General features: G+C 70.8%; 25 protein-coding genes and 2 pseudogenes. 20 read left to right on the top strand and 7 right to left on the bottom strand.

The features are described from left to right. Position 1: 1 nt before the first annotated feature. Complete coding sequence (locus IE248_RS00575; RefSeq protein WP_073798390.1) at positions 2 to 361, bottom strand: DUF2620 family protein; 360 nt, start codon at positions 359 to 361, stop codon at positions 2 to 4. 41 nt (positions 362 to 402) lie between these two features. Further along, positions 403 to 789 carry a transcriptional antiterminator gene (locus IE248_RS00570; protein WP_190029768.1) on the bottom strand — a complete coding sequence of 129 codons (387 nt, stop codon included), beginning with the start codon at positions 787 to 789 and terminating at the stop codon, positions 403 to 405. Positions 790 to 1,053: 264 nt separating this feature from the next. Here IE248_RS00570 and ftsH point away from each other — a divergent pair, with 264 nt between their 5' ends. After that, complete coding sequence (gene ftsH, locus IE248_RS00565) at positions 1,054 to 3,012, top strand: ATP-dependent zinc metalloprotease FtsH (RefSeq protein WP_190029767.1); 1,959 nt, start codon at positions 1,054 to 1,056, stop codon at positions 3,010 to 3,012. 20 nt (positions 3,013 to 3,032) lie between these two features. Here ftsH and IE248_RS00560 read toward each other — a convergent pair whose 3' ends face one another. Further along, complete coding sequence (locus IE248_RS00560; protein ID WP_037791019.1) at positions 3,033 to 3,707, bottom strand: class I SAM-dependent methyltransferase; 675 nt, start codon at positions 3,705 to 3,707, stop codon at positions 3,033 to 3,035. 131 nt (positions 3,708 to 3,838) lie between these two features. Here IE248_RS00560 and proS point away from each other — a divergent pair, with 131 nt between their 5' ends. From proS to IE248_RS00475, 17 genes and pseudogenes are all read left to right on the top strand, one after another. Beyond that, entirely contained in the window at positions 3,839 to 5,251 is a 1,413-nt protein-coding gene (proS, locus tag IE248_RS00555) for a proline--tRNA ligase (RefSeq protein WP_190029766.1), read from the top strand. Positions 5,252 to 5,485: 234 nt separating this feature from the next. Further along, on the top strand, positions 5,486 to 6,085 hold the full coding sequence (locus tag IE248_RS00550; protein ID WP_190029765.1) for a hypothetical protein: 600 nt from the start codon (positions 5,486 to 5,488) through the stop codon (positions 6,083 to 6,085). A gap of 277 nt (positions 6,086 to 6,362) precedes the next feature. Continuing rightward, on the top strand, positions 6,363 to 6,800 hold the full coding sequence (gene rpsP / locus IE248_RS00545; RefSeq protein ID WP_008737511.1) for a 30S ribosomal protein S16: 438 nt from the start codon (positions 6,363 to 6,365) through the stop codon (positions 6,798 to 6,800). A gap of 2 nt (positions 6,801 to 6,802) precedes the next feature. Continuing rightward, complete coding sequence (locus IE248_RS00540; protein ID WP_007266827.1) at positions 6,803 to 7,042, top strand: RNA-binding protein; 240 nt, start codon at positions 6,803 to 6,805, stop codon at positions 7,040 to 7,042. Between the two features lie 81 nt (positions 7,043 to 7,123). Next, positions 7,124 to 7,720, top strand: a complete 597-nt coding sequence (gene rimM, locus IE248_RS00535; RefSeq protein WP_190029764.1) for a ribosome maturation factor RimM — start codon at positions 7,124 to 7,126, stop codon at positions 7,718 to 7,720. Beyond that, positions 7,720 to 8,541, top strand: a complete 822-nt coding sequence (gene trmD, locus IE248_RS00530) for a tRNA (guanosine(37)-N1)-methyltransferase TrmD (protein ID WP_073798394.1) — start codon at positions 7,720 to 7,722, stop codon at positions 8,539 to 8,541. Before rimM ends, trmD begins: the two co-directional genes overlap by 1 nt. Positions 8,542 to 8,674: 133 nt before the next feature. Continuing rightward, on the top strand, positions 8,675 to 9,025 hold the full coding sequence (gene rplS, locus IE248_RS00525; protein WP_008737520.1) for a 50S ribosomal protein L19: 351 nt from the start codon (positions 8,675 to 8,677) through the stop codon (positions 9,023 to 9,025). A 44-nt stretch (positions 9,026 to 9,069) separates the two neighbouring features. Then, a complete protein-coding gene (lepB, locus tag IE248_RS00520) occupies positions 9,070 to 9,855 on the top strand; it encodes a signal peptidase I (protein ID WP_190029763.1) in 786 nt (261 codons plus the stop codon). A gap of 379 nt (positions 9,856 to 10,234) precedes the next feature. Then, positions 10,235 to 11,026 (top strand): signal peptidase I, encoded by a 792-nt coding sequence (lepB, locus tag IE248_RS00515; RefSeq protein ID WP_373301438.1) that lies wholly within the window; start codon positions 10,235 to 10,237, stop codon positions 11,024 to 11,026. Positions 11,027 to 11,131: 105 nt separating this feature from the next. After that, complete coding sequence (gene lepB / locus IE248_RS00510; RefSeq protein ID WP_373301437.1) at positions 11,132 to 12,046, top strand: signal peptidase I; 915 nt, start codon at positions 11,132 to 11,134, stop codon at positions 12,044 to 12,046. Positions 12,047 to 12,087: 41 nt separating this feature from the next. Beyond that, positions 12,088 to 12,951 carry a signal peptidase I gene (gene lepB / locus IE248_RS00505; RefSeq protein ID WP_190029760.1) on the top strand — a complete coding sequence of 288 codons (864 nt, stop codon included), beginning with the start codon at positions 12,088 to 12,090 and terminating at the stop codon, positions 12,949 to 12,951. Further along, positions 12,941 to 13,453 (top strand): NUDIX hydrolase, encoded by a 513-nt coding sequence (locus IE248_RS00500; RefSeq protein WP_190029759.1) that lies wholly within the window; start codon positions 12,941 to 12,943, stop codon positions 13,451 to 13,453. The genes lepB (IE248_RS00505) and IE248_RS00500 overlap by 11 nt, the downstream gene beginning before the upstream one ends. A gap of 55 nt (positions 13,454 to 13,508) precedes the next feature. After that, positions 13,509 to 13,817: a DUF2469 domain-containing protein gene (locus IE248_RS00495; RefSeq protein WP_008737534.1), complete on the top strand. Its 309-nt coding sequence runs from the start codon at positions 13,509 to 13,511 to the stop codon at positions 13,815 to 13,817. 122 nt (positions 13,818 to 13,939) lie between these two features. Beyond that, the gene (locus IE248_RS00490) at positions 13,940 to 14,377 is read left to right on the top strand and encodes a YraN family protein (protein ID WP_008737535.1); all 438 of its coding nucleotides are present in this window, start codon (positions 13,940 to 13,942) and stop codon (positions 14,375 to 14,377) included. Continuing rightward, positions 14,377 to 16,011: a YifB family Mg chelatase-like AAA ATPase gene (locus IE248_RS00485; protein WP_100582777.1), complete on the top strand. Its 1,635-nt coding sequence runs from the start codon at positions 14,377 to 14,379 to the stop codon at positions 16,009 to 16,011. Before IE248_RS00490 ends, IE248_RS00485 begins: the two co-directional genes overlap by 1 nt. A gap of 50 nt (positions 16,012 to 16,061) precedes the next feature. Further along, positions 16,062 to 16,880 (top strand): annotated as a pseudogene (locus tag IE248_RS00480) (DNA-processing protein DprA); the annotation flags it as partial. 97 nt (positions 16,881 to 16,977) lie between these two features. Beyond that, the gene (locus IE248_RS00475) at positions 16,978 to 17,223 is read left to right on the top strand and encodes a hypothetical protein (RefSeq protein ID WP_190029758.1); all 246 of its coding nucleotides are present in this window, start codon (positions 16,978 to 16,980) and stop codon (positions 17,221 to 17,223) included. Between the two features lie 118 nt (positions 17,224 to 17,341). Here IE248_RS00475 and IE248_RS00470 read toward each other — a convergent pair whose 3' ends face one another. From IE248_RS00470 to IE248_RS00460, 4 genes and pseudogenes are all read right to left on the bottom strand, one after another. Next, the gene (locus tag IE248_RS00470) at positions 17,342 to 17,542 is read right to left on the bottom strand and encodes a hypothetical protein (protein WP_190029757.1); all 201 of its coding nucleotides are present in this window, start codon (positions 17,540 to 17,542) and stop codon (positions 17,342 to 17,344) included. Positions 17,543 to 17,929: 387 nt separating this feature from the next. Next, a pseudogene (locus tag IE248_RS37110) lies at positions 17,930 to 18,016 on the bottom strand (DUF397 domain-containing protein); the annotation flags it as partial. Between the two features lie 2 nt (positions 18,017 to 18,018). Continuing rightward, positions 18,019 to 18,765, bottom strand: a complete 747-nt coding sequence (locus tag IE248_RS37105; protein WP_229895073.1) for a DUF5753 domain-containing protein — start codon at positions 18,763 to 18,765, stop codon at positions 18,019 to 18,021. 144 nt (positions 18,766 to 18,909) lie between these two features. After that, positions 18,910 to 19,428 carry a hypothetical protein gene (locus IE248_RS00460; protein ID WP_190029755.1) on the bottom strand — a complete coding sequence of 173 codons (519 nt, stop codon included), beginning with the start codon at positions 19,426 to 19,428 and terminating at the stop codon, positions 18,910 to 18,912. 250 nt (positions 19,429 to 19,678) lie between these two features. On the opposite strand from IE248_RS00460, the gene IE248_RS00455 reads away from it, so the two are divergent. Together IE248_RS00455 and IE248_RS00450 are read left to right on the top strand one after the other, a co-directional pair. Next, the gene (locus IE248_RS00455; protein ID WP_190029754.1) at positions 19,679 to 19,897 is read left to right on the top strand and encodes a helix-turn-helix domain-containing protein; all 219 of its coding nucleotides are present in this window, start codon (positions 19,679 to 19,681) and stop codon (positions 19,895 to 19,897) included. Positions 19,898 to 20,053: 156 nt separating this feature from the next. Beyond that, positions 20,054 to 22,255 carry a phage/plasmid primase, P4 family gene (locus tag IE248_RS00450; protein WP_190029753.1) on the top strand — a complete coding sequence of 734 codons (2,202 nt, stop codon included), beginning with the start codon at positions 20,054 to 20,056 and terminating at the stop codon, positions 22,253 to 22,255. The last annotated feature ends 7 nt before the right edge of the window (positions 22,256 to 22,262 follow it).

Below are 22,262 nucleotides of genomic sequence, written 5' to 3'. Positions count from 1 at the left end.
GTCAGACGGTCCGGGCGGCGATGGCGCGGGCCATCAGCGGGGCGACCGTGTCGATCCGGTCGAGGGAGAAGCCGAACACCCGCTTGCCCTCCGCCAGCAGGGCCGTGACATCCGCCTCGGTGGGGACCGACCGGCCGAAGGTGTGGCAGTCGGCGCGGCCCAGCAGACCGACGAGCACCCCGAGGGAGGCGCCGGCGCCGGTGTGGCAGGTCCCGAGGAAGTAGTCGGCCCGGCCCGCGCTGAGCGCCGCCGCCGCGTCCATGTCGCTGGAGACGGCGATCTCGATGCCGGCGATGCCGAGGCCGGTGACGGCGGTGGCCACTTCGGCCTTGCCGACGCCACCGGTGAGGATCTTCGCCATGGTCGTGCTCCTTGCTCTGCGCGCCGGGTCGGCGGGACGGGTCAGCGGGACGGGTTCTCAAGGGGAGGCGCGGCGAGCGCGGCGAGGTGCAGGCCCAGGAAGCCGATCTCGGCGGCGGGCAGCAGGGCGCCGAGGGAGCCCGCCGCGCGCCCGGAGATGGCGCGGGCCCGCTCCACGGCCTCGGGGTGACCGGCCAGTTCGGCGGCCACCCGCCCGTCGGCTTCGCCGGGCTCGACGGGCTCCCCGTCCAGCACCCGGGTCAGGGCCAGCAGCAGATGGCTCGTCAGCATCCCGGCCGTGGCCTCGGTGACGGTCCGGCCCTCGGCCGCGAGCGCGCGAAGCTCGGCGGTGACGAACGCGGCGACCTCGGGGCGGACCCGGCCGCTGTCCCGGAAGAGCCGGATGCGGAGTGCGAGCTGATCGTCCACGGCCGTCCTCGGTCGTCTGCGCGGTCTTCCGGGGCGGTGCGCGGGCCGGTACCCGTGGTCATCCGGGTGGCCGGATCTCGCCCGGGGCCAGAATGGTCGATCCGCGCCCCGGCACCCGCCCCGACGCCCCGGGGACCCGGCGCGGACCCGTCCGGCGGCGCCGGGTCTCACCCGGTCGGCGGCGCGCGCGGACGGAAGTCCTGCGAGCGCGATGCCCCGGTACGTCCCTTATCGTCGGCCGGGAGGACGGCAGAAGGAGGCCCCGTGCCCACGCCTACCCCCGTGCCCCCGCGCGACCGGGCCGATACGCCCTGGCGCTCGGAGGGCGCCCCGCCCGGTCCGCCGCCGAAGAGGCGGATGCCCGGCGGCTGGCGGGGACTGATCCTGGCCGCCCTGATCGTCTACCTGGTGACCAACCTGGTCCTGTCCTTCTTCAACGAGGGCGACGAGCCGGTCATCTCGTACACGGAGTTCAGCAAGCAGGTGGCCGACGGCAACGTCTCGAAGATCTACTCCAAGGGCGACGCCATCCAGGGCCAGCTGAAGGCCGAGCGGCCGCTGCCGGACGGCGACAAGGGGGACTACACCAAGTTCGTCACCCAGCGCCCGGCCTTCGCCGACGACCAGCTCTGGGCCAGCCTCACCAAGCAGAACGTCACCGTCACGGCCTCCCCGGTCGTCGTCCAGCGCAGCTTCCTGGCCAACCTGCTGCTCTCACTGGCCCCCATGCTGCTGCTGGTCCTGCTCTGGGTGCTCGTCGCCCGGCGGATGTCCGGCATGGGCGGCATGGGCGGGCTGGGCCGCAAGGCACCGCCCAAGCCCGTCGAACTCGCGGGTGCCAAACGGACCACCTTCGAGGACGTCGCCGGCATCGACGAGGTCAAGGGCGAGCTGGGCGACGTCGTGGACTTCCTCAGGAACCCGCAGCGGTACCAGCGGCTGGGCGCCCGGATGCCCGGCGGGGTCCTGCTGGCCGGAGCGCCCGGCACCGGCAAGACCCTGCTGGCGCGGGCCGTCGCCGGCGAGGCCGGAGTGCCGTTCTTCTCCGCCTCCGCCTCCGAGTTCATCGAGATGATCGTCGGCGTGGGCGCCTCCCGGGTCCGCGAACTCTTCGCCGAGGCGCGCAAGGTGGCCCCCGCGATCGTCTTCATCGACGAGATCGACACCATCGGCCGGGTCCGCGGCGGGGGCGCCGCCATGGGCGGCCACGACGAGCGCGAACAGACCCTCAACCAGATCCTCACCGAGATGGACGGGTTCTCCGGCTCGGAGGGCGTGGTCGTCCTGGCCGCCACCAACCGGCCGGACGTCCTGGACCCGGCGCTCATCCGGCCCGGCCGCTTCGACCGCACGGTGGCGGTCTCCCCGCCGGACCGGTCCGGCCGCGAGGCCATCCTGCGCATCCACACCCGGGACATCCCGCTGGCCCCGGACGCGGACCTGGAGCAGGTGGCCCGCACCACGCCGGGCATGACGGGCGCGGACCTGGCCAACCTCGCCAACGAGGCCGCCCTCCTCGCCGTGAGGCGGGGGCAGGACCGGGTCACCCAGGCGGACTTCATGGACGCCCTGGAGAAGGTCCAGCTGGGCGCGGCGCGTTCGCTCGTCATGCCGGAGGAGGAGCGCCGCCGCACCGCGTACCACGAGAGCGGGCACGCCCTGCTGGGCATGCTCCAGCCGGGCGCCGACCCCGTCCGCAAGATCACCATCGTCCCGCGCGGCCGGGCGCTCGGCGTCACCCTCTCGACACCGGACGCGGACCGGTACGCGTACACCGAGGACTACCTGCGCGGCCGCATCATCGGCGCCCTCGGCGGCATGGCCGCCGAGCAGCTCGTCTTCGACGTCATCACCACGGGCGCGGAGAACGACCTCGAACAGGTCACCAACCTCGTGCGCGGCATGGTCGGACGCTGGGGGATGAGCGAGCGCGTCGGCCGCCTGACGGCGATCCCGGCGGACGCCCAGAGCCCGTACGGGCTGCTGGCCGCCCCGGCCACCCTCGACGTGGTCGACCACGAGATGCGGCGCATCGTGGACGAGTGCCACGCGGAGGCCCTCCGCCTGCTGCGCGAGCACCGCCCGAAGCTGGACGCCCTGGCGCGGGCGCTCCTGGCCAGCGAGACCCTCGACGAACCGGCCGCCTACGCCGCCGCCGGGATCCCGCGCCCGGCCAGGAACACCGACTCCGACGGCGCCGGCCCGCGAGCCGCCGACTCCTAGGCCCTGTCGTCAAAGTGGCGTCAGGCCACCCGGGCGATCACGTACCGAAAGATGTTCGGCAGCCACACGGCTCCGTCGCCGCGCTCGTACGGGTGAAGGGCCTCGGCCAGCTCCTTCTCCGCGAGCGCGGGATCGGCGCACTGGTAGAGCCCCGTCGACAGCAGCCCCCGTACCGCGCTGTCCACGTCCGCGTACCCGAACGGGCAGAACACCCGCCCCGAGCCGTCCGGCACCAGCCCCGCCGCCTCCACCGCCGCGTCCAGGTCCCGCGCCACCGGCCCGCCGCCCAGCACCTGCGGCACCGTGCACCGCTCCGCCGGGCCCCAGTCGGCCAGCACCACCGCCCCGCCCCGCCGGACCGCCGGCAGGGCCCGCGCCAGCTCGGCCGGGCGCGGCGAGAAGGCCAGCAGCACGTCGTACGGCACCCGGGGTGCGGGAGGGGCCGCCATCACCTCCAGCAGCCGCTCGCGGGCCAGCGCCCGGCGGGCCGGATCGGGCTCCACCCCCGTGGCCAGGGCTCCCCGCCCCGCGGCCAGCAGGAGGGCCAGCCCGGCCCCGCAGTCGAGGCCGAGCAGCCGGCTGCCCGGCCCGACCTCCAGCCGGTCGTAGACCGCCTCGTACAGCGGTACCAGCATCCGTTCCTGGATCTCCGCCCAGTCCCGGGCGACGAGCGTCGCCGTCGGCGTCGGTGTCATCGAAAGAGCGCTCCTGATTCCGTGTCGCCCCCTTGCCCCCGTTGCCAGGGAACTCCCCATTCGCCCCCGCGTCCAGAGGAGTGCGCCACCCGATTCACGCTCGGTGCGCCGGGCGCCGTACCATTCGCGCCATGGCAAAGGCACCCGTTCTCACCCCCCAGGCGGAGGATTTCCCCCGCTGGTACCAGGATCTGATCAACAAGGCCGAGCTGGCCGACAACGGTCCGGTCCGCGGCACCATGGTCATCCGACCGTACGGCTACGGGCTGTGGGAGCGGATGCAGCAGGAGATGGACGCGCGCATCAAGGACGCGGGCGCCCAGAACGCCTACTTCCCGCTGTTCATCCCGCAGTCGTACCTGACGAAGGAAGCGGAGCACGTCGAGGGCTTCGCCCCCGAGCTCGCGGTCGTCACGCACGGCGGCGGCAAGGAGCTCGAAGAGCCGGTCGTCGTCCGGCCCACCTCCGAGACGATCATCAACGACTACTTCTCCAAGTGGGTCCAGAGCTACCGGGACCTGCCGCTGCTCATCAACCAGTGGGCCAACGTCGTCCGCTGGGAGATGCGCCCGCGCGTCTTCCTCCGTACGAGCGAGTTCCTGTGGCAGGAGGGCCACACGGCACACGCCACGTACGAGGACGCCCGCGACTACGCCGCCCGCATCCACACGGACGTGTACGGCGACTTCATGACGAACGTGCTCGGCATCGACGTCGTGCTCGGCCGCAAGACCGCCAAGGAGCGCTTCGCCGGCGCCATCAACACCCTCACCCTCGAGGGCATGATGGGCGACGGCAAGGCCCTCCAGCTGGGCACGAGCCACGAGCTCGGCACCAACTTCGCCAAGGCCTTCAACACGCAGTACCTGTCGAAGGAAGGCAAGCAGGAGCTCGTCTGGCAGACCTCGTGGGGCGTCTCGACCCGCATGGTCGGCGGCCTGATCATGTCCCACGGTGACGACAACGGCCTCCGCGTCCCGCCGCGCCTCGCGCACGTCCAGGTCGTCGTCATGGCGATCAAGGGCGACGCGGCCGTGGCCAAGGTCCGCGAGCTGGGCGCCCAGCTGAAGGCCGCCGGACTGCGCGTCCAGGTCGACGACCGCGTCGACACCCCGTTCGGCCGCCGCGCCGTGGACTGGGAGCTCAAGGGCGTACCGGTGCGCATCGAGATCGGCCCGCGCGACCTGGAGAACGGCACCGCGATGCTGGCCCGCCGCATCCCGGGCGGCAAGGAGGCGGTGCAGATCTCCGCGCTGCTCGACCTGCTGCCCAAGGTGCTGGACGAGGACCAGGCGCAGCTGCTGCGCGAGTCCCGCGAGCGCCGTGAGGCCCGTACCTCCGACGTCTCGACCATCGAGGAGGCCGCCGAGGCCGCCATCGCCGGTGGCTGGGCGCGGATCCCGTGGGCCGACCTCGGCCCCGAGGGCGAGGCCAAGCTGGCCGAGCAGGCCGTCTCCGTACGCTGCCTGATCGCGGCGGACGGATCGGTCCCGGAGACGGACGACGCTCCCGGTACGCTCGCGATCGTCGCGCGCTCGTACTGAGCGGGCGGGCGGCCAGTCGGCACCCGACGCCACCGCAGTCTTCCCACGCCCCGGCGTGCGGCCCGCGCCGCACGCCGGGGCTGGTCTCTTTGGTCGACGTTACGTACCGACTCCTCCTGACTTCTACGCACCCGTCCTCGTCAGGACACATGAGACTGAACTGACTGGTACGTGCAAAAAATTTGGAATGGCCCGGAATCGGAACACCTGGGCACTCCGGCTCGTTGTTACGACGTGAGCACGACACCACCTGTTCTCGCCGCAGAGCTGGCGCAGGCGTGGGCCGACATTCAGCGGTACCACCCCGAGCTGCCTGACCTTGCCGCGCCCGAGTCCCTGATCGGAGAGTCCTCGTCCGCCTGTGGCGCCGAGCTCTCCTTCGAGCGACTGCTGCACGAGGCAGTCCACGGCATCGCCGCAGCCCGCGGTGTCCGTGACACCTCGCGCGCCGGCCGCTACCACAACCGCAGATTCCTCGCGATCGCCGAGGAGATGGGCCTGGACCACTCGGAAGAGCCGCACGCCAGCAGCGGCTTCTCGCTGGTCTCGCTCAGTCCCGAGGCGAAGAAGCGCTACCGCCCGACGATGGAACGGCTCCAGCGCGCCCTCAAGGCGCACACGGTCGCCACCGCCGCCGACACCAAGCGCAGCTTCCGCGGTCCGGCCGCCCGGCACGGCTCCTCCGGCGGCGGGGTGCGCGTCAAGGCGGTTTGCGACTGCGGGCGCAACGTGCGGGTCGTCCCCTCCGTACTGGCCCAGGCGCCGATCGTGTGCGGCGGCTGCATGAAGCCCTTCCGCATCCCCGAGGCGGCCGTCGCGGTCGCCGCCTCCTGAGCCCGGCGCCCCCCGGCACCCGGCCGTGAGGGGCGGGCGGGGTGGTCCCGCGCGCTTCCGCGGGGCGGGGCGGAGCTCAGTCGCGCGCCCGCGCGCCGCTGATGGCCACTCGCCGTGAGAAGCGCCGCAGGCATGTGGCACAATGGCTAGCTGTACTCGACAGTCGCATAGGACCCCTCTCTCCTCCGGCTGACGCGTCCATCGGGCACCCGAGTACCGCAACCCCACGTGGCATCTCATGTGCCCAACCACGTCAAGTTCAGGAGACACCACTCCAGTGGCAGTCAAGATCAAGCTCAAGCGCCTCGGCAAGATTCGCCAGCCGCACTACCGCATCGTCGTCGCCGACGCCCGCACCCGCCGGGATGGTCGCGCGATCGAGGAGATCGGTATCTACCACCCGACCTACAACCCGTCGCGCATCGAGGTCAACGCCGAGCGTGCGCAGTACTGGCTGTCCGTCGGCGCCCAGCCCACCGAGGCTGTGCTCGCCATCCTGAAGCTGACCGGTGACTGGCAGGCCCACAAGGGCCTTCCCGCCCCCGCGCCGCTCCTGCAGCCGGAGACGAAGGAGAGCAAGCGTCGCTCCTTCGACGAGTTCGCCAAGGCCCTTGAGGGCATCGGCGAGGGCAAGGGCGAGGCCATCACGCAGAAGAAGAAGGCCGACAAGAAGGCGGACGAGGCTGAGGCCACCGCCGAGTCGACCGAGGCCTGATCATGCTCGAGGAGGCTCTTGAGCACCTCGTGAAGGGCATTGTGGACAACCCCGACGACGTGCAGGTCGCCTCGCGCAACCTGCGCCGCGGGCAGGTGCTGGAGGTCCGGGTCCACCCCGATGACCTCGGCAAGGTGATCGGCCGCAACGGCCGCACCGCACGTGCTCTGCGTACCGTCGTGGGCGCCATCGGCGGCCGGGGGATCCGCGTCGACCTCGTCGACGTGGACCAGGTCCGCTGAGCAGTTGAATCACCGGCACGGGCCGGGGAGGGCATACGTGCCCGCCCCGGCCCGTCGTCGTCTGAACAGGAGAGACACACAGTGCAGCTGGTAGTCGCGCGGATCGGCCGCGCCCACGGGATCAAGGGTGAGGTCACCGTCGAGGTGCGCACCGACGAGCCGGAGCTGCGGCTCGGGCCCGGTGCCGTCCTTGAGACCGAGCCGGCGTCGGCGGGTCCGCTGACCATCGAGACGGGCCGCGTGCACAGCGGAAGGCTGCTGCTCCGCTTCGAAGGCGTCAAGGACCGCACGGGCGCCGAGGCGCTGCGCAACATCCTGCTGATCGCCGAGGTGGATCCGACGGAGCTGCCGGAGGAAGAGGACGAGTACTACGACCACCAGCTGATGGACCTGGACGTGGTGCTGGAGGACGGGACCGAGATCGGCCGGATCACCGAGATCTCCCACCTCCCCTCGCAGGACCTCTTCATCGTCGAGCGGCCGGACGGCACCGAGGTGATGATCCCCTTCGTCGAGGAGATCGTCGCCGAGATCGACCTGGAGGAGCAGCGCTGCGTCATCACGCCGCCGCCCGGGCTGATCGACGACCGCGCCGAGATCGCCTCGGCGCGTGACGCGGAGGCCGGGACCGACGCCGACGCCGAGGCCGGGGCCGAGGCCGGGGCCGAGGAAGCCTGATGCGTCTCGACGTCGTCACGATCTTCCCCGAGTACCTGGAGCCGCTGAACGTCTCCCTCGTCGGCAAGGCGCGGGCCCGCGGCCAGCTCGACGTACACGTCCACGACCTGCGGGAATGGACGTACGACCGGCACAACACGGTCGACGACACCCCCTACGGCGGCGGCCCCGGCATGGTCATGAAGACCGAGCCCTGGGGCGAGGCCCTCGACGCGGCCCTCGCCGACGGCTACGAGTCCGGCGCCCACGGGCCCGTCATGGTCGTCCCCACGCCCAGCGGCCGCCCGTTCACCCAGGAACTCGCCGTCGAGCTCTCCGAGCGGCCCTGGCTGATCTTCACCCCGGCGCGCTACGAGGGCATCGACCGCCGCGTCATGGACGAGTACGCGACGCGGATGCCGGTGTACGAGGTCTCCATCGGCGACTACGTCCTGGCCGGCGGCGAGGCGGCCGTCCTGGTCGTCACCGAGGCCGTGGCCCGGCTGCTGCCCGGGGTCCTCGGCAACGCCGAATCGCACCGGGACGACTCCTTCGCCCCCGGCGAGATGGCGAACCTGCTGGAGGGGCCGGTCTTCACCAAGCCCCCGCAGTGGCGCGGCCGCGGCATCCCGGACGTGCTGCTCAGCGGCCACCACGGGAAGATCGCCCGGTGGCGCCGGGACGAGGCCTTCCGCCGGACGGCCGCGAACCGGCCCGACCTGATCGAGCGCTGCGAGGCCTCCGCCTTCGACAAGAAGGACCGGGAGGCCCTGAGCATCCTCGGCTGGAAGCCCACGCCCGACGGCCGATTTTGGCGCAGGCCGCAGAGCGTGGAAGAATAGGCGGCTGCTGTGTGCTCGCGTGCGCCCCTGCCACAGGGGGACCGTCGCCCGCCGAGTGTCCCGGCTCCCGAATTCTCTCCGGAAACCCGCACCGGCGACCTGTGGCGTCGTGCGAAGAAAGCAGACGAACAACATGTCTCACCTGCTCGATGGCGTCAACGCCGCCTCGATCCGCTCCGACGTCCCGGCCTTCCGCCCGGGTGACACGATCAACGTGCACGTCCGCGTCATCGAGGGCAACCGCTCCCGTATCCAGCAGTTCAAGGGCGTTGTCATCCGTCGCCAGGGCTCTGGCGTCTCCGAGACCTTCACCGTTCGCAAGGTCTCCTTCAGCGTCGGCGTGGAGCGCACCTTCCCGGTGAACTCCCCGATCTTCGAGAAGATCGAGCTCGTCACCCGCGGTGACGTGCGTCGCGCCAAGCTGTACTTCCTCCGTGAGCTCCGCGGCAAGGCCGCGAAGATCAAGGAGAAGCGCGACCGCTGATCTCCCCTCCGGGTTCCGGGGGCGGCCGGATAGGCTCGCACCCGATGGACACCGAAGCAGAGCTCACACGACGCGGCCACTCCTCTCCCGCACAGGGGGAGGAGCGGCCGCGTTCTGCGTTCCCCGGGCTGCGCGGGATGCGCGGGGTGGGCGGGCTGACCTGGCGGCGGGCCGGACTGCTCGGTGTGGTCTGCACCGTCTTCCTGCTGCTGCTCAGCAATTTCGTCGTACAGCCCTTCCTGATCCCGAGCCGGTCGATGGAGCCGACGCTGAAGGTCGGGGACCGGGTGCTGGTGAACAAGACGGCGTACAGGTTCGGAGACCGGCCGAAGCGCGGGGACGTGGTCGTCTTCGACGGCACCGGCTCCTTCGTGCCGGAGCACGCCGGGGCCGGCGGCAACGCGGTCGGCGAGGCCCTGCACGGCGCCGCCTCGGCGCTGGGGCTCGCGGAGCCCTCCGACACCGACTTCGTGAAGCGGGTCGTGGGAGTGGGAGGCGATGACGTGGTGTGCTGCGACGCGGGCGGCCGGATCAAGGTCAACGGGGTCCCGCTGGACGAGCCGTACCTTTACCCGGGTGACACCCCCTCGAAGGTGCCCTTCCGGATCGCCGTACCGCTGGGGGCCCTGTGGGTCATGGGTGATCATCGTTCCCAGTCCCGGGACTCCCGGGACCACCTGGGCGAGCCGGGCGGGGGGATGGTGCCGGTGGAGAAGGTGATCGGACGGGCCGACTGGATCGGCTGGCCGGTGACGCGCTGGGGCGGGGTGGGTTCGGGTTCCACCGAGGGCGCCGCCCCGGGAGCGGGTACCGGAGGCGGTCATGGGTAGCCGGGGCAGGCCGAGAAGCGGGCGCGAGCCCGAGCCCGGGCCCCGGCGCGAGCCCGTGCCGCCCTTGCGGGAGCCCGCGCCGCCACGGCGGCCGCCCGAGTTCTGGCGCGCGCCCGAATCGCCCGGTGGGCCGGCGCCCCGGCCCGCGCCGGAGCCGCAGCGTGCGCCCCAGCCCCAGCCCCAGCCGCAGCCGCAGCCGCAGCCCCAGCCCCAGCTGCGGCCGGAGCCTCAGCCGCGACCCCGGCCGGAGCCGGAAACCCTGACGCGGTTCGAGACCGTACGGGAGCGCGAGCCCCGGTCCCGGCGTGAGCCCGGGTCCCGGCGCGATCCCGGCACCCGGCGCGACCCCGGCACCCGGCGCAGGTCCGCGTCCGAATCCGTGGGGGCGGAGGCCGGCGGCGGCCGGGCCGACCGGCGGCGGCTGGCGCGCCGGGTCAAGCGGCGGCGCCGTACCCGCCGGGTGGGCGAACTCCCGCTGCTGGTCATCGTGGCGCTGTGCATCGCCCTCGTCCTCAAGACCTTCCTGGTGCAGGCGTTCTTCATCCCCTCCGGTTCGATGGAGCAGACCATCCGGATCGGCGACCGGGTCCTCGTGGACAAGCTGACCCCGTGGTTCGGCTCCAAGGTCGAGCGGGGCGACGTCGTCGTGTTCAAGGACCCCGGCGGCTGGCTCAGGGGCGAGACCGCCCGGTCCGCCCCCGACCCGGTCGTGGTCAAGCAGATCAAGCAGACCCTGACCTTCATCGGACTGCTGCCCTCCGCCGACGAGCAGGACCTGATCAAGCGGGTCATCGGCGTCGGGGGGGACACCGTCGTGTGCTGCGACGCCCAGGGCCGGGTCACCGTCAACGGATCGCCGCTCGATGAGCCTTACGTGAACCCCGGCAATACGCCCTCGGACATCCGCTTCGAGGTGACCGTGCCCAAGGGGCGGCTGTTCGTCATGGGTGACCACCGTGCGAATTCGGCCGATTCCCGCTTCCACCTCGACGAGGCCTACCAAGGCACCATCTCCGAGGAGGGCGTGGTCGGGGAGGCGGTCGTCATCGCCTGGCCGTTCGGACACTGGCGCCGGCTGGAGACACCGGCCACCTTCCGCATGGTGCCGGATCAGGCGCGGACCGGGCGGCGCGGCCCCGGCAGGCGCCGTAGGGGCACACCGTTCGCATAGTGTGTCCTCGGTCTCCCGAGCCCTAGGGAACTCCCGCTCGTTAAGGGAGGGGAGGGCCCGTGTCCGATCCGGCGCGGGCGGCGACTTTGCGATGAAGGAGTGGATGTGGGGGATGTGGCGGTAGGCGCTCGATCCGGACGCGACGAAGGCGAGGAGCGGCCGGACGATGCCGTCAAGCGCGAGGCCGATGAGAAGGAGGGCGAGGAGGACGCGGCGCGTCCGCAGCGCTCCTTCTGGAAGGAGCTCCCGCTCCTCGTCGGTATCGCCCTGCTGCTGGCCCTGCTGATCAAGACCTTCCTGGTCCAGGCGTTCTCGATCCCCTCCGAGTCGATGCAGGACACGCTCCAGAAGGGCGACCGGGTCCTCGTCGACAAGCTGACCCCGTGGTTCGGCTCGGAGCCCGAGCGCGGTGAGGTCGTGGTCTTCCACGACCCGGCCGGCTGGCTGGACGGGGAGCCCACCCCGCAGCCCAACCTCGCGCAGCAGATCCTCAGCAAGATCGGCCTGATGCCGTCGGCCGACGAGAAGGACCTGATCAAGCGGACCATCGCCATCGGCGGGGACACGGTCGAGTGCAAGAAGGGCGGCCCGGTCGTCGTCAACGGCAAGGAGCTGGACGAGCCGTACATCTACCCGGGCAACACCGCGTGCGACGACGCCCCGTTCGGGCCGATCACGGTGCCCAAGGGCAAGATCTGGGTGATGGGCGACCACCGCCAGAACTCGCAGGACTCCCGCTACCACATGCAGGACAAGAACCAGGGCTTCGTGCCGGTCGACAAGGTCGTCGGGCGGGCCGTGGTCGTCGCCTGGCCGCTGACCCGCTGGGCGACCCTGCCGGTGCCGGACACCTTCGACCAGCCGGGCATCGGCAACCAGGCCAAGGCGGGTGCGCTGGGTCTCGGCGCCTCGGGTCTGGCCCCGGTCGGGCTCGGCCCGGCCGCACTCGGAGTCACCGGTGCCGTGCCGCTCGTGATGTGGCGCAAGCGGAGGCTGACCCGGGGTCGTACCGCCGGGTAGGGTGCCGCCCAGGTCAACGGTCCGGGTATGGGGGCGCTGCAATGGGCGGAACACAGGTAATACGCGGACAGAAAGATGGCCGCGGCGGTCTCGGCAACGTGTTGTCGGGAATCGCCGTGGCCATCGGCTTTGTGCTCTTCCTGGGCGGGTTCATCTGGGGTGCGGTCGTCTACCAGCCCTACACGGTGCCGACCGACTCGATGATGCCGACGGTGAACCCCGGGGACCGGGTGCTGGCGCAGCGCATCGACGGCGCCGAGGTGCGCCGGGGCGACGTCGTCATCTTCAACGACTCCGTGTGGAGCGACTCGCCCATGCTCAAGCGGGTCGTCGGCATCGGCGGCGACACCGTCAAGTGCTGTGGGCAGGGCGGCCGGCTCACGGTCAACGGCAAGGAGCTCGACGAGCCGTACATCGACCAGCCCAAGCCGGAAGGGGTAGGCGCCTTCGGGGAGTCGGGCACGCCGAGTACGGGGGGCGCCTCGGGCGGCGCGGGCGCGTCGAGTGCGCCGGGCGCTCCCGACACGGCGGGCGCGCTGCCGGTCGTGGCCTCCAACACGCCGTTCGAGGTGACGGTGCCGGAGGGCAAGCTGTTCCTGCTCGGTGACCGGCGGTCCGTCTCGATCGACTCCCGGGCGCACCTCCAGGAGGCGGGCCAGGGGACGGTGCCCCGGTCCGAGGTCAGTGCCCGCGTCGACGCCCTGGCCTGGCCCACGCTGCGGATGGTGGAGCGCCCGAAGACGTACGAACCGCTGCCCGGCGGCACCTCGAAGGCCGGGCCGCTGCGGTTCCAGGCGGCAGCGGTGCTGGGCGGCGCCCTCCTGGTGGTGATCGGGGCCGCGTACGGGCCGCTGGTGCGGGTTCTCGGGCGCGGGCGGCGGCGGGAGCCGGTCGGTGTCGGCTGAGCCGGCCGCTGGCGGCGGCCCCCGCAAGGTGTCGCGGGTGATCCTGCTGGATCCCGAGGACCGCATCCTGCTGCTGCACGGCTTCGAGCCGGGGGACCCGTCGGACGACTGGTGGTTCACCCCGGGCGGCGGGCTGGAGGGCGCGGAGACCCGTGAAGAGGCCGCGCTGCGGGAGCTCGCGGAGGAGACCGGGATCGAGGACGTGGAGCTCGGGCCGGTGCTGTGGCACCGGTACTGCTCCTTCCCCTTCGACGGGCGGCGCTGGGAGCAGGACGAGTGGTACTTCCTCGCCCGCACCCGGACGGTCCGCGCGGAGACCGCGATGGGCGGGCTGACCGAGCTGGAGCGGCGCAGCGTCAGCGGTGCCAGGTGGTGGACCTCCGAGGAACTTCTCGCGGCCCATGAGACGGTGTACCCGACCAAACTCGCCGGGCTGCTCCGGACGCTGCTCGACGTCGGTCCTCCGGGTGTGCCGGTGGTCCTCGCCCCGGAAATCGTTTAGGGGCGCGGAGGCCTGGCGCACAATAGGGGGACGCACGGCTGAAGGGGAACATGCCATGAGTGCCGAGGACCTCGAAAAGTACGAGACCGAGATGGAGCTGAAGCTCTATCGCGAGTACCGCGACGTCGTCGGGCTGTTCAAGTATGTGATCGAGACCGAACGCCGTTTCTACCTCACCAACGACTACGAGATGCAGGTGCACTCGGTTCAGGGAGAGGTGTTCTTCGAGGTCTCGATGGCCGACGCGTGGGTCTGGGACATGTACCGGCCGGCCCGGTTCGTGAAGCAGGTACGGGTGCTGACCTTCAAGGACGTGAACATCGAGGAGCTCAACAAGACCGATCTCGAACTGCCCGGCAGCTGAGGCGGCCCGCGCGTTCGCGTCCGTCGTGTGGGTGACGCGGTTGTCCACAACGGTCCCGCTGTCCACCAAGATCCACAGGATCGGTGGGGAAGCGGGACCGTCGGCGTCGGAGGTGGTGCCGGATGGACGCGAAGCGCGTGGCACAAGAGGCGTTGGCGGGGCGGGCGCCGGGACAGCGGGGTCCGGATCCGGCGGGGCGGGCATCGCAGCAGCGGGCCCTGGGCCGGTACGGCGAGGAGCTCGCGGCGCGCAGGCTGACCGAGGCGGGGATGACCGTCCTCGCGCGGAACTGGCGGTGCCGGAGCGGCGAGATCGACATCGTCGCGCGGGACGGGGACGCCCTCGTCGTCTGCGAGGTGAAGACCCGTAGGGCGGGGGAGTTCGAGCACCCCATGGCCGCCGTCCGGCCCGGCAAGGCCGAGCGGTTGCGCCGGCTCGCCGGGCGCTGGCTCGCCGACCACGGGGGACCGCCGGCGGGCGGCGTGCGCATCGACCTGGTCGGCGTCGTACTGCCGCGGCGCGGTGCGCCCGTGGTGGAACACGTCAGGGGGGTGGCCTGATGGGGTTCGCGCGAGCCTGCTCGGTCGCCCTCGTCGGCGTCGACGGCGTGGTGGTGGAGGTCCAGGCCGACCTGGAGCCCGGGGTCGCCGCCTTCACCCTGGTCGGGCTGCCCGACAAGACCCTCGTCGAGAGCCGGGACCGGGTGCGGGCGGCCGTGGTGAACTCCGGAGCCGCCTGGCCGCAGAAGAAGCTCACGGTCGGGCTCAGCCCCGCCTCCGTACCCAAGGGCGGCGCGGGCTTCGACCTGGCGGTGGCGGCCGCCGTGCTGGGCGCCGCCGAGGTGGTCGACCCCGGAGCCATCGCCGACCTCGTGCTCATCGGGGAGCTCGGCCTGGACGGCCGGGTGCGTCCCGTGCGCGGCATCCTCCCGGCGGTCCTCGCCGCCGCCGAAGCGGGGTACCGGCAGGTGGTGGTCCCGCAGCAGTGCGCCGCCGAGGCCGCGCTGGTCCCCGACGTGTCGGTGCTCGGGGTGCGCAGCCTGCGGCAGTTGATCGCCGTGCTGACCGACGGGGTGGTGCCCGAGGAGGAACCCCCGGATCCGCCGGGGCGACCGGATCCGATGCTGGCCGGCCTGTTCGTCCCCGGCGCCGGACTCGGCACGGGCCTGGCGCGGGGCGCGGGGAGCGGGGGCGAGGCCCCGGACCACCCCGACCTGTCCGATGTCGCCGGACAGCACGCCGCGCGCCGGGCCCTGGAGGTGGCCGCCGCCGGGGGACACCACCTCTTCCTCAGCGGGCCACCGGGCGCGGGCAAGACGATGCTGGCCGAACGGCTCCCGTGGATCCTGCCGCCGCTCACCCGGCAGGACTCGCTGGAGGTCACCGCCGTCCACTCGGTCGCGGGCATCCTCCCGCCCGGCGAACCGCTGGTCACCAAGCCCCCGTACTGCGCCCCGCACCACTCGGCGACCATGCAGTCGCTGGTCGGGGGCGGAGCCGGGGTCCCCAGGCCCGGGGCGGTCTCCCTGGCCCATCGCGGCGTCCTCTTCCTGGACGAGGCGGCCGAGTTCAGCGCGAAGGCCCTGGACGCGCTGCGCCAGCCCCTGGAGTCGGGGCACGTGGTGATCGCCCGGGCCGCCGGGGTGGTACGGCTGCCGGCCAGGTTCCTGATGCTGCTCGCGGCCAACCCCTGTCCGTGCGGGAGGCACAACCTGCAAGGGGCCGGCTGCGAATGCCCGGCCTCCGTGGTGCGGCGCTACCAGGCGCGGCTGTCCGGCCCGCTGCTGGACCGGGTGGACCTGCGGGTGGAGGTCGAACCGGTCACCCGGTCCGACCTGCTGGGCCGGGGCGGCCGCGGGGAGGACACGGCGACGGTCGCCGACCGGGTGCGGGAAGCCAGGGCCCGGGCCGCGGCGCGGCTCGCCGACACCCCGTGGCGGCTCAACTCCGAGGTGCCCGGGCACGAACTGCGGACCCGCTGGCCGGCCGCCCCCGGAGCGCTGGCCCAGGCCGAACGGGACCTGGAGCGGGGGCTGCTCACCGCGCGCGGGCTGGACCGGGTGTTGCGGGTCGCCTGGACCGTGGCCGACCTCCGGGGCCGCGACCGCCCCGACGCGCTCGACGTGGCGGTGGCCCTGGAGCTGCGCACCGGCATCGCCCGCGGCGCGACCCTCCCCCCGGGAGGCGGATCGTGACCCCGCCCGAGGAACAGGACCGCACACCGCTCCAGGAGCCCGGCCCCGCGGTGGACGCGGGGGAGGGAGAGGAGGCCGAGGAGCTGGCCCGGGCCGCGTTGACCCGGGTGCTGGAACCGGGGGAGGAACACGGCGGCCGGTGGCTGCGGGAGTTCGGGGCCGTCGGGCTGATGAGGCTGCTGACCGGGCCCGCTCCCCCGCCCGGCACGCTGACCGGGGTGGGGCCCGAGCGGCTCGCCGGCTACCGCGGCCGGGCCGCGCTCGCCGACCCCCGGCGGGACCTCGCGGCGGCCGCCGGATCGGGGGCCCGGTTCATCTGCCCGGGCTCGGCGGAATGGCCGACCCAGCTGGACGACCTGGGCGACGCGCGGCCCGTCGGGCTGTGGCTGCGGGGCCGGCCCAACCTGCGGACCTGGGCGCTGCGCTCCGTCGCCGTGGTCGGCGCGCGGGCCTGCACGCCGTACGGGGCGCACATGGCGCAGACCCTGGCCACCGGGCTCGCCGAGCGCGGCTGGGTGGTGGTCTCCGGCGCGGCGTACGGGATCGACGGCGCCGCGCACCGGGGCGCCCTCGCCTCCGCGGGGGCCACCGCCGCCGTACTGGCCTGCGGGGTGGATGTGGCCTACCCGCGCGGACACGCCGGGCTGCTCGGCCGGATCGCCGGACAGGGCCTGGTGATGGGGGAGCTGCCACCGGGGAGCCACCCCACGCCCAGCCGGTTCGTGCTCCGCAACCGCGTCATCGCCGCCCTCACCCGGGGAACGGTGGTGGTGGAGGCGGCCCACCGCAGCGGCTCGCTGGTCACCGCCCGCCGGGCCCAGCGGCTCGGCCGGCTCACCATGGGCGTGCCCACACCTATTTCCGGAGGTGCCGCTCTGGCTCCCATCCGGTTCCGGCTGGACCACGCCGCCTGATCGGCCAGAGGCCCGGTTCCCGGATTGGCCGGGAACCAGGACGCTGTACGCCATGAAGTTGTTGCAGATCGAGATCTGTGTCGGTGCCGAGTGGCAGCGTGTCCGCCGGTTGCAGGGCGAGACCGCGTACGAGCCGCCCGAGCGGGGAAGCTGGGACGACGACCTGACACAGGGCCTTGAAAGATTCCTTGCGGACCATGCGGGGCGGGCCGTGTGGGTCGAGACCGACCGGGAGCCTGACGGGGTTCTCTTCGGCCCCGGGGCGGCCGGTCCGTTCCGGCTTCGCCCCATCAAGTAGCCCTGACAGCACCGAGGCCCGGGACGATACCTCCCCGGGCCTCTCGTGTGCCTGCCGGGCACAGGGGGCCGGGGCGTGGTCTCGTGCGCTCCGTGGGGCCACCGGAGCCCGCGCGTGGCTATGCGGCGGCGGGTGGCTCCTGGTCCTGCTGCGGGGGAGCCGTGGCGCCGGGTTTCTTGAAGCGGTCCCAGGCATCTCGGGCCCGACCGGCTGAATCGATCACGTCAGGGACCTGATCCAGCAGCCCCTTGACCGCGAACAGAAGCACAGAGGCCACGCCAGCGATGGCGAGGATGACGATGATGGCGGTGCCGTCCACCGATCCGACCTTCCCTAGTTATGGGTCGGATCGCGGGCGTAGGCAGCCTCGATCCGAACCTTCGATTCGGGTCGAGACACCTACGCAGATGTGCGACGTAGCTGTTCTCGTTTGGGCCGTTGCTCTCAGCCCGGGTGGTACATGTCATAAAGGTGGTGTTTAGCCACCGCCGCCCTTGTTGACCCACATCGTTAGGCGACGTCGACTTACCCGTCGCCTAGCCAACTGGAGCGATTTTCCTGACTTCCTCGTTCGCCAGAACGAACGGGTAAGGGACCCACCCTTGGATCCATTGGCGGCGATGTTACCGCAACTGATGGCGACCGGGCATGCAACAGCGCCCCACCACAACCGAGTTGGCCGGGTGGGGCGCTGTGGAAGTTCGGGTCAGCTGGCGACCCAGTTCAGGAACGGCTGCCACGCGCCGCCGCTGACCTCGACTATCGGGCCGTCGACGTGCTTGGAGTCGAGGACGGCTACACCTCCGGATGCGGGGGCGGCAACTCCAAGGCAGTCGTCCTGTGTGTAGCTGGAGAACTCGAACGGGGCTCCAGCGTGGGTTCGGGTGACGTTCGGCTTTGTACTGCGCGCCATGAGTTGAGCACCTCTCGGATGAAGGTCCGGGAGTCCTCGGGCGACATGGCTTCCCGGATCATGTCGGAGAACCCGGAGTGCATCCGGGCCATGTCGTCCAGGCGGGTCGAGTACCACCCGCCCATGATCGTCTCAATGTAGCCCATGCGCTGCTTGGGGATCTTGGGCCCGTCCGGGTCCGAGGTCTCCTCTTCAAGGCCCCACAGCAGGAAGTGATCCGACAGGGCGGGCGGGATCTTGTGGCCCGGCAGGACCTGGATCATGACCTTCTCGTGGGCGCTCATCATGAGCAGGTGCCGGAGCTGCATCGCATGGGCGTTCGTGTCTTGGGTCGAGTGAATGATGCCCTCTTCACCGACCAGGAAGCATGCGAGGCGAAGATCGCCGGTCAGCGTGCGACGCATGAACGCCTGGGTGCGAGCCGACTTGAGCAGTGTCCGGCGCCGGACCTCCATCATCGGCAGATGCGGGTTGATCGCCTCGGTGAGCGCCATCGCGTACTCGGGGGTCTGGAGCAGGCCGGGAATGCAGCGGCTGTTCCAAGACCGGATGGTGACGGCGGCGTTGTCGATCCGGGTGAGCCGCTCGACGTTCGGGACGCCGTACTCGGCCTCCTCGATCCGCCCCATCCCGCGCTGGTCGGGTGCCCGAAGTTGCCTGATCAGATCCTCAGTTGAACTCATGCGACGCTCCCGTCGTGGCCTGCTGACTCCCTGTCACAACCAGCGTAGTGGCCTGGGTCACAGCGCATAATCCACTCCGTCATTGCGGTCTCACGCCTTCTTGAACCGCGCCTCCAGCAGGAGCGCCGTTGCTAGTTCCAGATCGGCGGCCTTGGCAAGGTCGGCCGCTTCCTCGAACTCCTGCCACGCTCGGTCGGCGTTGCGGCTCGGCACGAAGGTGTCGAACCCGTCTGGGTGTGCCAACTCGATCCAGGCGTTGATCTTGGCAACCCACTGTTCAAGAGCCTCGAACGTCCGCTCGCTCAGGTGCATGATCTCGGGGGATCCGAACAGGGCCAGCTTCGCGTCCAACAGGGCGTACGCGTCGTCGGTGAAGTCGGGCAGGAAATCCTCGGCGGCCTTCATGTGTCGGCGGATGTACTCCCGGTTCTCGCCGACAATCATGTAGGTCTTGCTCAGTTCGGCGTACGTGTCCATGCGGCGGTCCCACACGCGGTGACGTCGCTCGCGCGCCTGGGTCAGTCGGTGGGTGACCACCACGGCGACCGTCGACACGAGCGAGGTCACGGACGCGGCTATCAGGGTGGCTTCAACGGGTTGCAGCGGCATGGGCTCATGTTGCCAACCCGGAGGGCCCGGCCGGCCTTACTTCCCGTGATCGGCAATCACGACTCGTTAGCTTGCTCCAAACGCAACCGCCGCCACTACTACCGCCGGGCCGAAATGGTGTGGTGGAGTGGTCCTACACCCCGGCAGCCGTGGCTACCAGGTCGGGGTCAGCAGGTAGTAGCCATCGCATGGATGTGACGCCGACTCTGTCGAGCCCAACCCTGGGGCACCCCTTTCGAGTGGGTCATCCATGTCTCTCAAGTTCGATCCTGACGCGCTGCGTCGGCTCCGCGAGGAACGCGGACTCTCCCAAGGCAAGTTGAGCGTTGCTGTGACCGGCGACCGGGTCCGAGTCAACGCCTTCGAGTGCGGACGGAGCACACCGACCCTGGCAACGATCGGCCACATCGCTGACGCCCTCGGCGTCGAGTACACCGCCCTCATCACCCGGGGCGAGGTGGCCGCGTGATCGCCAAGGACGCCCGGCCGATGACCGACGCCGAGCGTCGACGCCTCATCCGCCTGCTGTTCGGCCCTCGGCCGACCCCCACCGACTGACCTCCGGACACAACTCGACCCCGCCGGGGACCAGCCGACGGGGCCGTTCGAGAAAGCGGTACACCCAATGACCAACACCACAATCGAAGCACGGCATTTCCCCGCCCAGCAAGTGGCGGAGCGCCTGGCCGACGCGTGGGCTGATTTCCACGCCCAGGGTCTGACCGTCTTCCCGGTCAAGCGAGGCGACAAGTCCCCCCACGGCATGGGTATCAAGTGGGGTGAGGAATGGGTGAAGAAGGGCCGCCCGACCTTCCCCGACCTCGCCGACCTGTATGACACGCTGACCTTCCGGGGCCACGGTCTGTGGCTGGCCACCGGGCAGGTCTCGAAGCGGGTCGTCCTCGACCTCGACTCGGACAAGGCCGTGACTTACTGGCGGGAGCGGCTCGGAGAGGCCGTCTTCAACTCGGCGCTCAAGGTCTCGTCGGGCCGCGACGGCGGCACCAAGCCGCACCTCCACTTCCGCATCCGGCCGGACGACAACCGGCCCTGGGAATGCCACTCCGACGACGCCCTTGGCTTCGACTTCCGAGGCGACGGGGGCGGGGTCATCATGCCGCCCAGCTTCCACAAGTCAGGCCGCCGGTACGAATGGCTCGACGGCGAGCTGATGGACGCGCCGGAGTGCCTCCGCAAGGAGAACCAGCCTCGTCAGCGGAAGGACGCCCAAGTCAGCGGAGGCGGCGGCAGCAAGATCGCGCAGAAGCTCATGTTGGACCCGGTTCTGGGCGAACGAGGCAACAACTGGCTGGCAAGCATCGCCGGAACCATAGCCAAGCGGTTCGACTCCGAGGACGTCTACCGCGCGGTGCTGTGGAACATCAACCAGGCCAGCGCCGACCCGATCGAGGAAGACGCCTTCACCAAGACGGTCGGATCCATCTGGCGTTCAGAGCAGGAGAGCAACCGGATGCCGAGCCCGGACAGCCCCGTCAAGGTCGCCAGGCAGACTGTCGAACGGATGTGGACCGCCGAGAGCCGTCCGACCCTGCTGCGCTGGCGCGGCTCGTGGATGCGGTGGACCGGAGCCCACTGGCGCGAGGTCGAGAACCAGAGCATCACCGCCAGCATCCAGGCCGCTTTGGAACATGCGCAGTACGAGGGCAAGGACCAGGAGACCGGCGATAGGAAGATGATCCCCTGGAACCCGAACACCCAGAGGGTCAACGACGTCGCCAACGCCGTCAAGAACGTCAGCCTCCTCAGCCAGGACACCGAGTCGGGTAGCTGGCTCGACGGCGGTGACGGCGGACGGGTGGTTGCTTTCCAGAACGGTCTGCTCGACTTTAAGAAGCGGACCATGTCCCCGGCCACCCCCGCCTACTTCAACACCTCGTCGCTCCCGTACGACTACGAGGACACCGACGAGGCGCCGACCGAATGGCTCAAGTTCCTGGCCTCGGTCTGGCCGGACGACGACGAGCCGGTCAAGGCGCTTCAAGAATGGTTCGGATACGTGCTTTCGGGTCAGACCGACCTCCAGAAGGCGTTGATGCTGATAGGTCCGCCCCGGTCTGGAAAGGGCACCATCGCGGCCATTCTCGAAGCATTGGTCGGGTACCAGAACATGGCTGGTCCGACCTTGTCCAGCCTCTCGCAGAATTTCGGCCTTCAGTCGCTCATCGGTAAGTCAATTGCCATCATTGACGACGCGCGGTCGCCGAACCGAGACCGTGACGTCATCCTGGAGCGCCTGCTGTCCGTCATCGGTCAGGGTGTTCTGACGGTGGACCGCAAGAACCGAGAGCCCTGGATCGGCCGGATTTCGGCGCGCGTAATGCTCATGTCGAATGAGCTGCCGTCATTCGCCGACTCGTCAGGTGCGTTCGCTGGCCGGTTCGTAATCCTGGTCATGACGAATTCGTTCCTCAATAAGGAAGACCAGCATTTGCGTGGTCGTCTCCTCAATGAGATTCCGGCCATCCTGCGCTGGTCCCTCGACGGCCTCGACAGGTTGACCGAGCGAGGGCGGTTCATCGAGCCGAAGGCGTCGGCGGGAACGCGTGACGACTTCGAGGACTCAACCGCCAAGGTAAAGGCGTTCGTTGAGCACCTGTGCGAGGTCAGCCCGGAGTACAAGGCCGTGAAGAACATCCTGTTCCAGGTCTGGGTCTCATGGTGCGAGCAGCGGAAGTTTGCGCCCGGCACCGAGTCCACGTTCGCCAAGAACTTGAAGGCGTACAACCCGAAGATCGAGAGCTACAGGTCTCGTTCCAAGGATGACAAGAACTGGTACTTCACCGGTATTCGGCTCGTCACCAATTGACCTCATA

Source organism: Streptomyces goshikiensis (assembly GCF_014650555.1).
Classification (GTDB): Bacteria; Actinomycetota; Actinomycetes; order Streptomycetales; family Streptomycetaceae; genus Streptomyces; species Streptomyces goshikiensis.
Note: the sequence above shows the minus strand (reverse complement) of the source record. Positions and strands in the feature narration are given on the sequence as shown.

Bases quoted from the DNA above. Each gene is read 5' to 3' on its own strand.
- IE248_RS00575 (WP_073798390.1), bottom strand. From the start codon at position 361: ATGGCGAAGATCCTCACCGGTGGCGTCGGCAAGGCCGAAGTGGCCACC.
- IE248_RS00560 (WP_037791019.1), bottom strand. From the start codon at position 3,707: ATGACACCGACGCCGACGGCGACGCTCGTCGCCCGGGACTGGGCGGAG.
- proS (WP_190029766.1), top strand. From the start codon at position 3,839: ATGGCAAAGGCACCCGTTCTCACCCCCCAGGCGGAGGATTTCCCCCGC.
- IE248_RS00540 (WP_007266827.1), top strand. From the start codon at position 6,803: ATGCTCGAGGAGGCTCTTGAGCACCTCGTGAAGGGCATTGTGGACAAC.
- trmD (WP_073798394.1), top strand. From the start codon at position 7,720: ATGCGTCTCGACGTCGTCACGATCTTCCCCGAGTACCTGGAGCCGCTG.
- rplS (WP_008737520.1), top strand. From the start codon at position 8,675: ATGTCTCACCTGCTCGATGGCGTCAACGCCGCCTCGATCCGCTCCGAC.
- lepB (WP_190029763.1), top strand. From the start codon at position 9,070: ATGGACACCGAAGCAGAGCTCACACGACGCGGCCACTCCTCTCCCGCA.
- lepB (WP_190029760.1), top strand. From the start codon at position 12,088: ATGGGCGGAACACAGGTAATACGCGGACAGAAAGATGGCCGCGGCGGT.
- IE248_RS00495 (WP_008737534.1), top strand. From the start codon at position 13,509: ATGAGTGCCGAGGACCTCGAAAAGTACGAGACCGAGATGGAGCTGAAG.
- IE248_RS00490 (WP_008737535.1), top strand. From the start codon at position 13,940: ATGGACGCGAAGCGCGTGGCACAAGAGGCGTTGGCGGGGCGGGCGCCG.
- IE248_RS00485 (WP_100582777.1), top strand. From the start codon at position 14,377: ATGGGGTTCGCGCGAGCCTGCTCGGTCGCCCTCGTCGGCGTCGACGGC.
- IE248_RS00475 (WP_190029758.1), top strand. From the start codon at position 16,978: ATGAAGTTGTTGCAGATCGAGATCTGTGTCGGTGCCGAGTGGCAGCGT.
- IE248_RS37105 (WP_229895073.1), bottom strand. From the start codon at position 18,765: ATGGGGCGGATCGAGGAGGCCGAGTACGGCGTCCCGAACGTCGAGCGG.
- IE248_RS00460 (WP_190029755.1), bottom strand. From the start codon at position 19,428: ATGCCGCTGCAACCCGTTGAAGCCACCCTGATAGCCGCGTCCGTGACC.
- IE248_RS00455 (WP_190029754.1), top strand. From the start codon at position 19,679: ATGTCTCTCAAGTTCGATCCTGACGCGCTGCGTCGGCTCCGCGAGGAA.
- IE248_RS00450 (WP_190029753.1), top strand. From the start codon at position 20,054: ATGACCAACACCACAATCGAAGCACGGCATTTCCCCGCCCAGCAAGTG.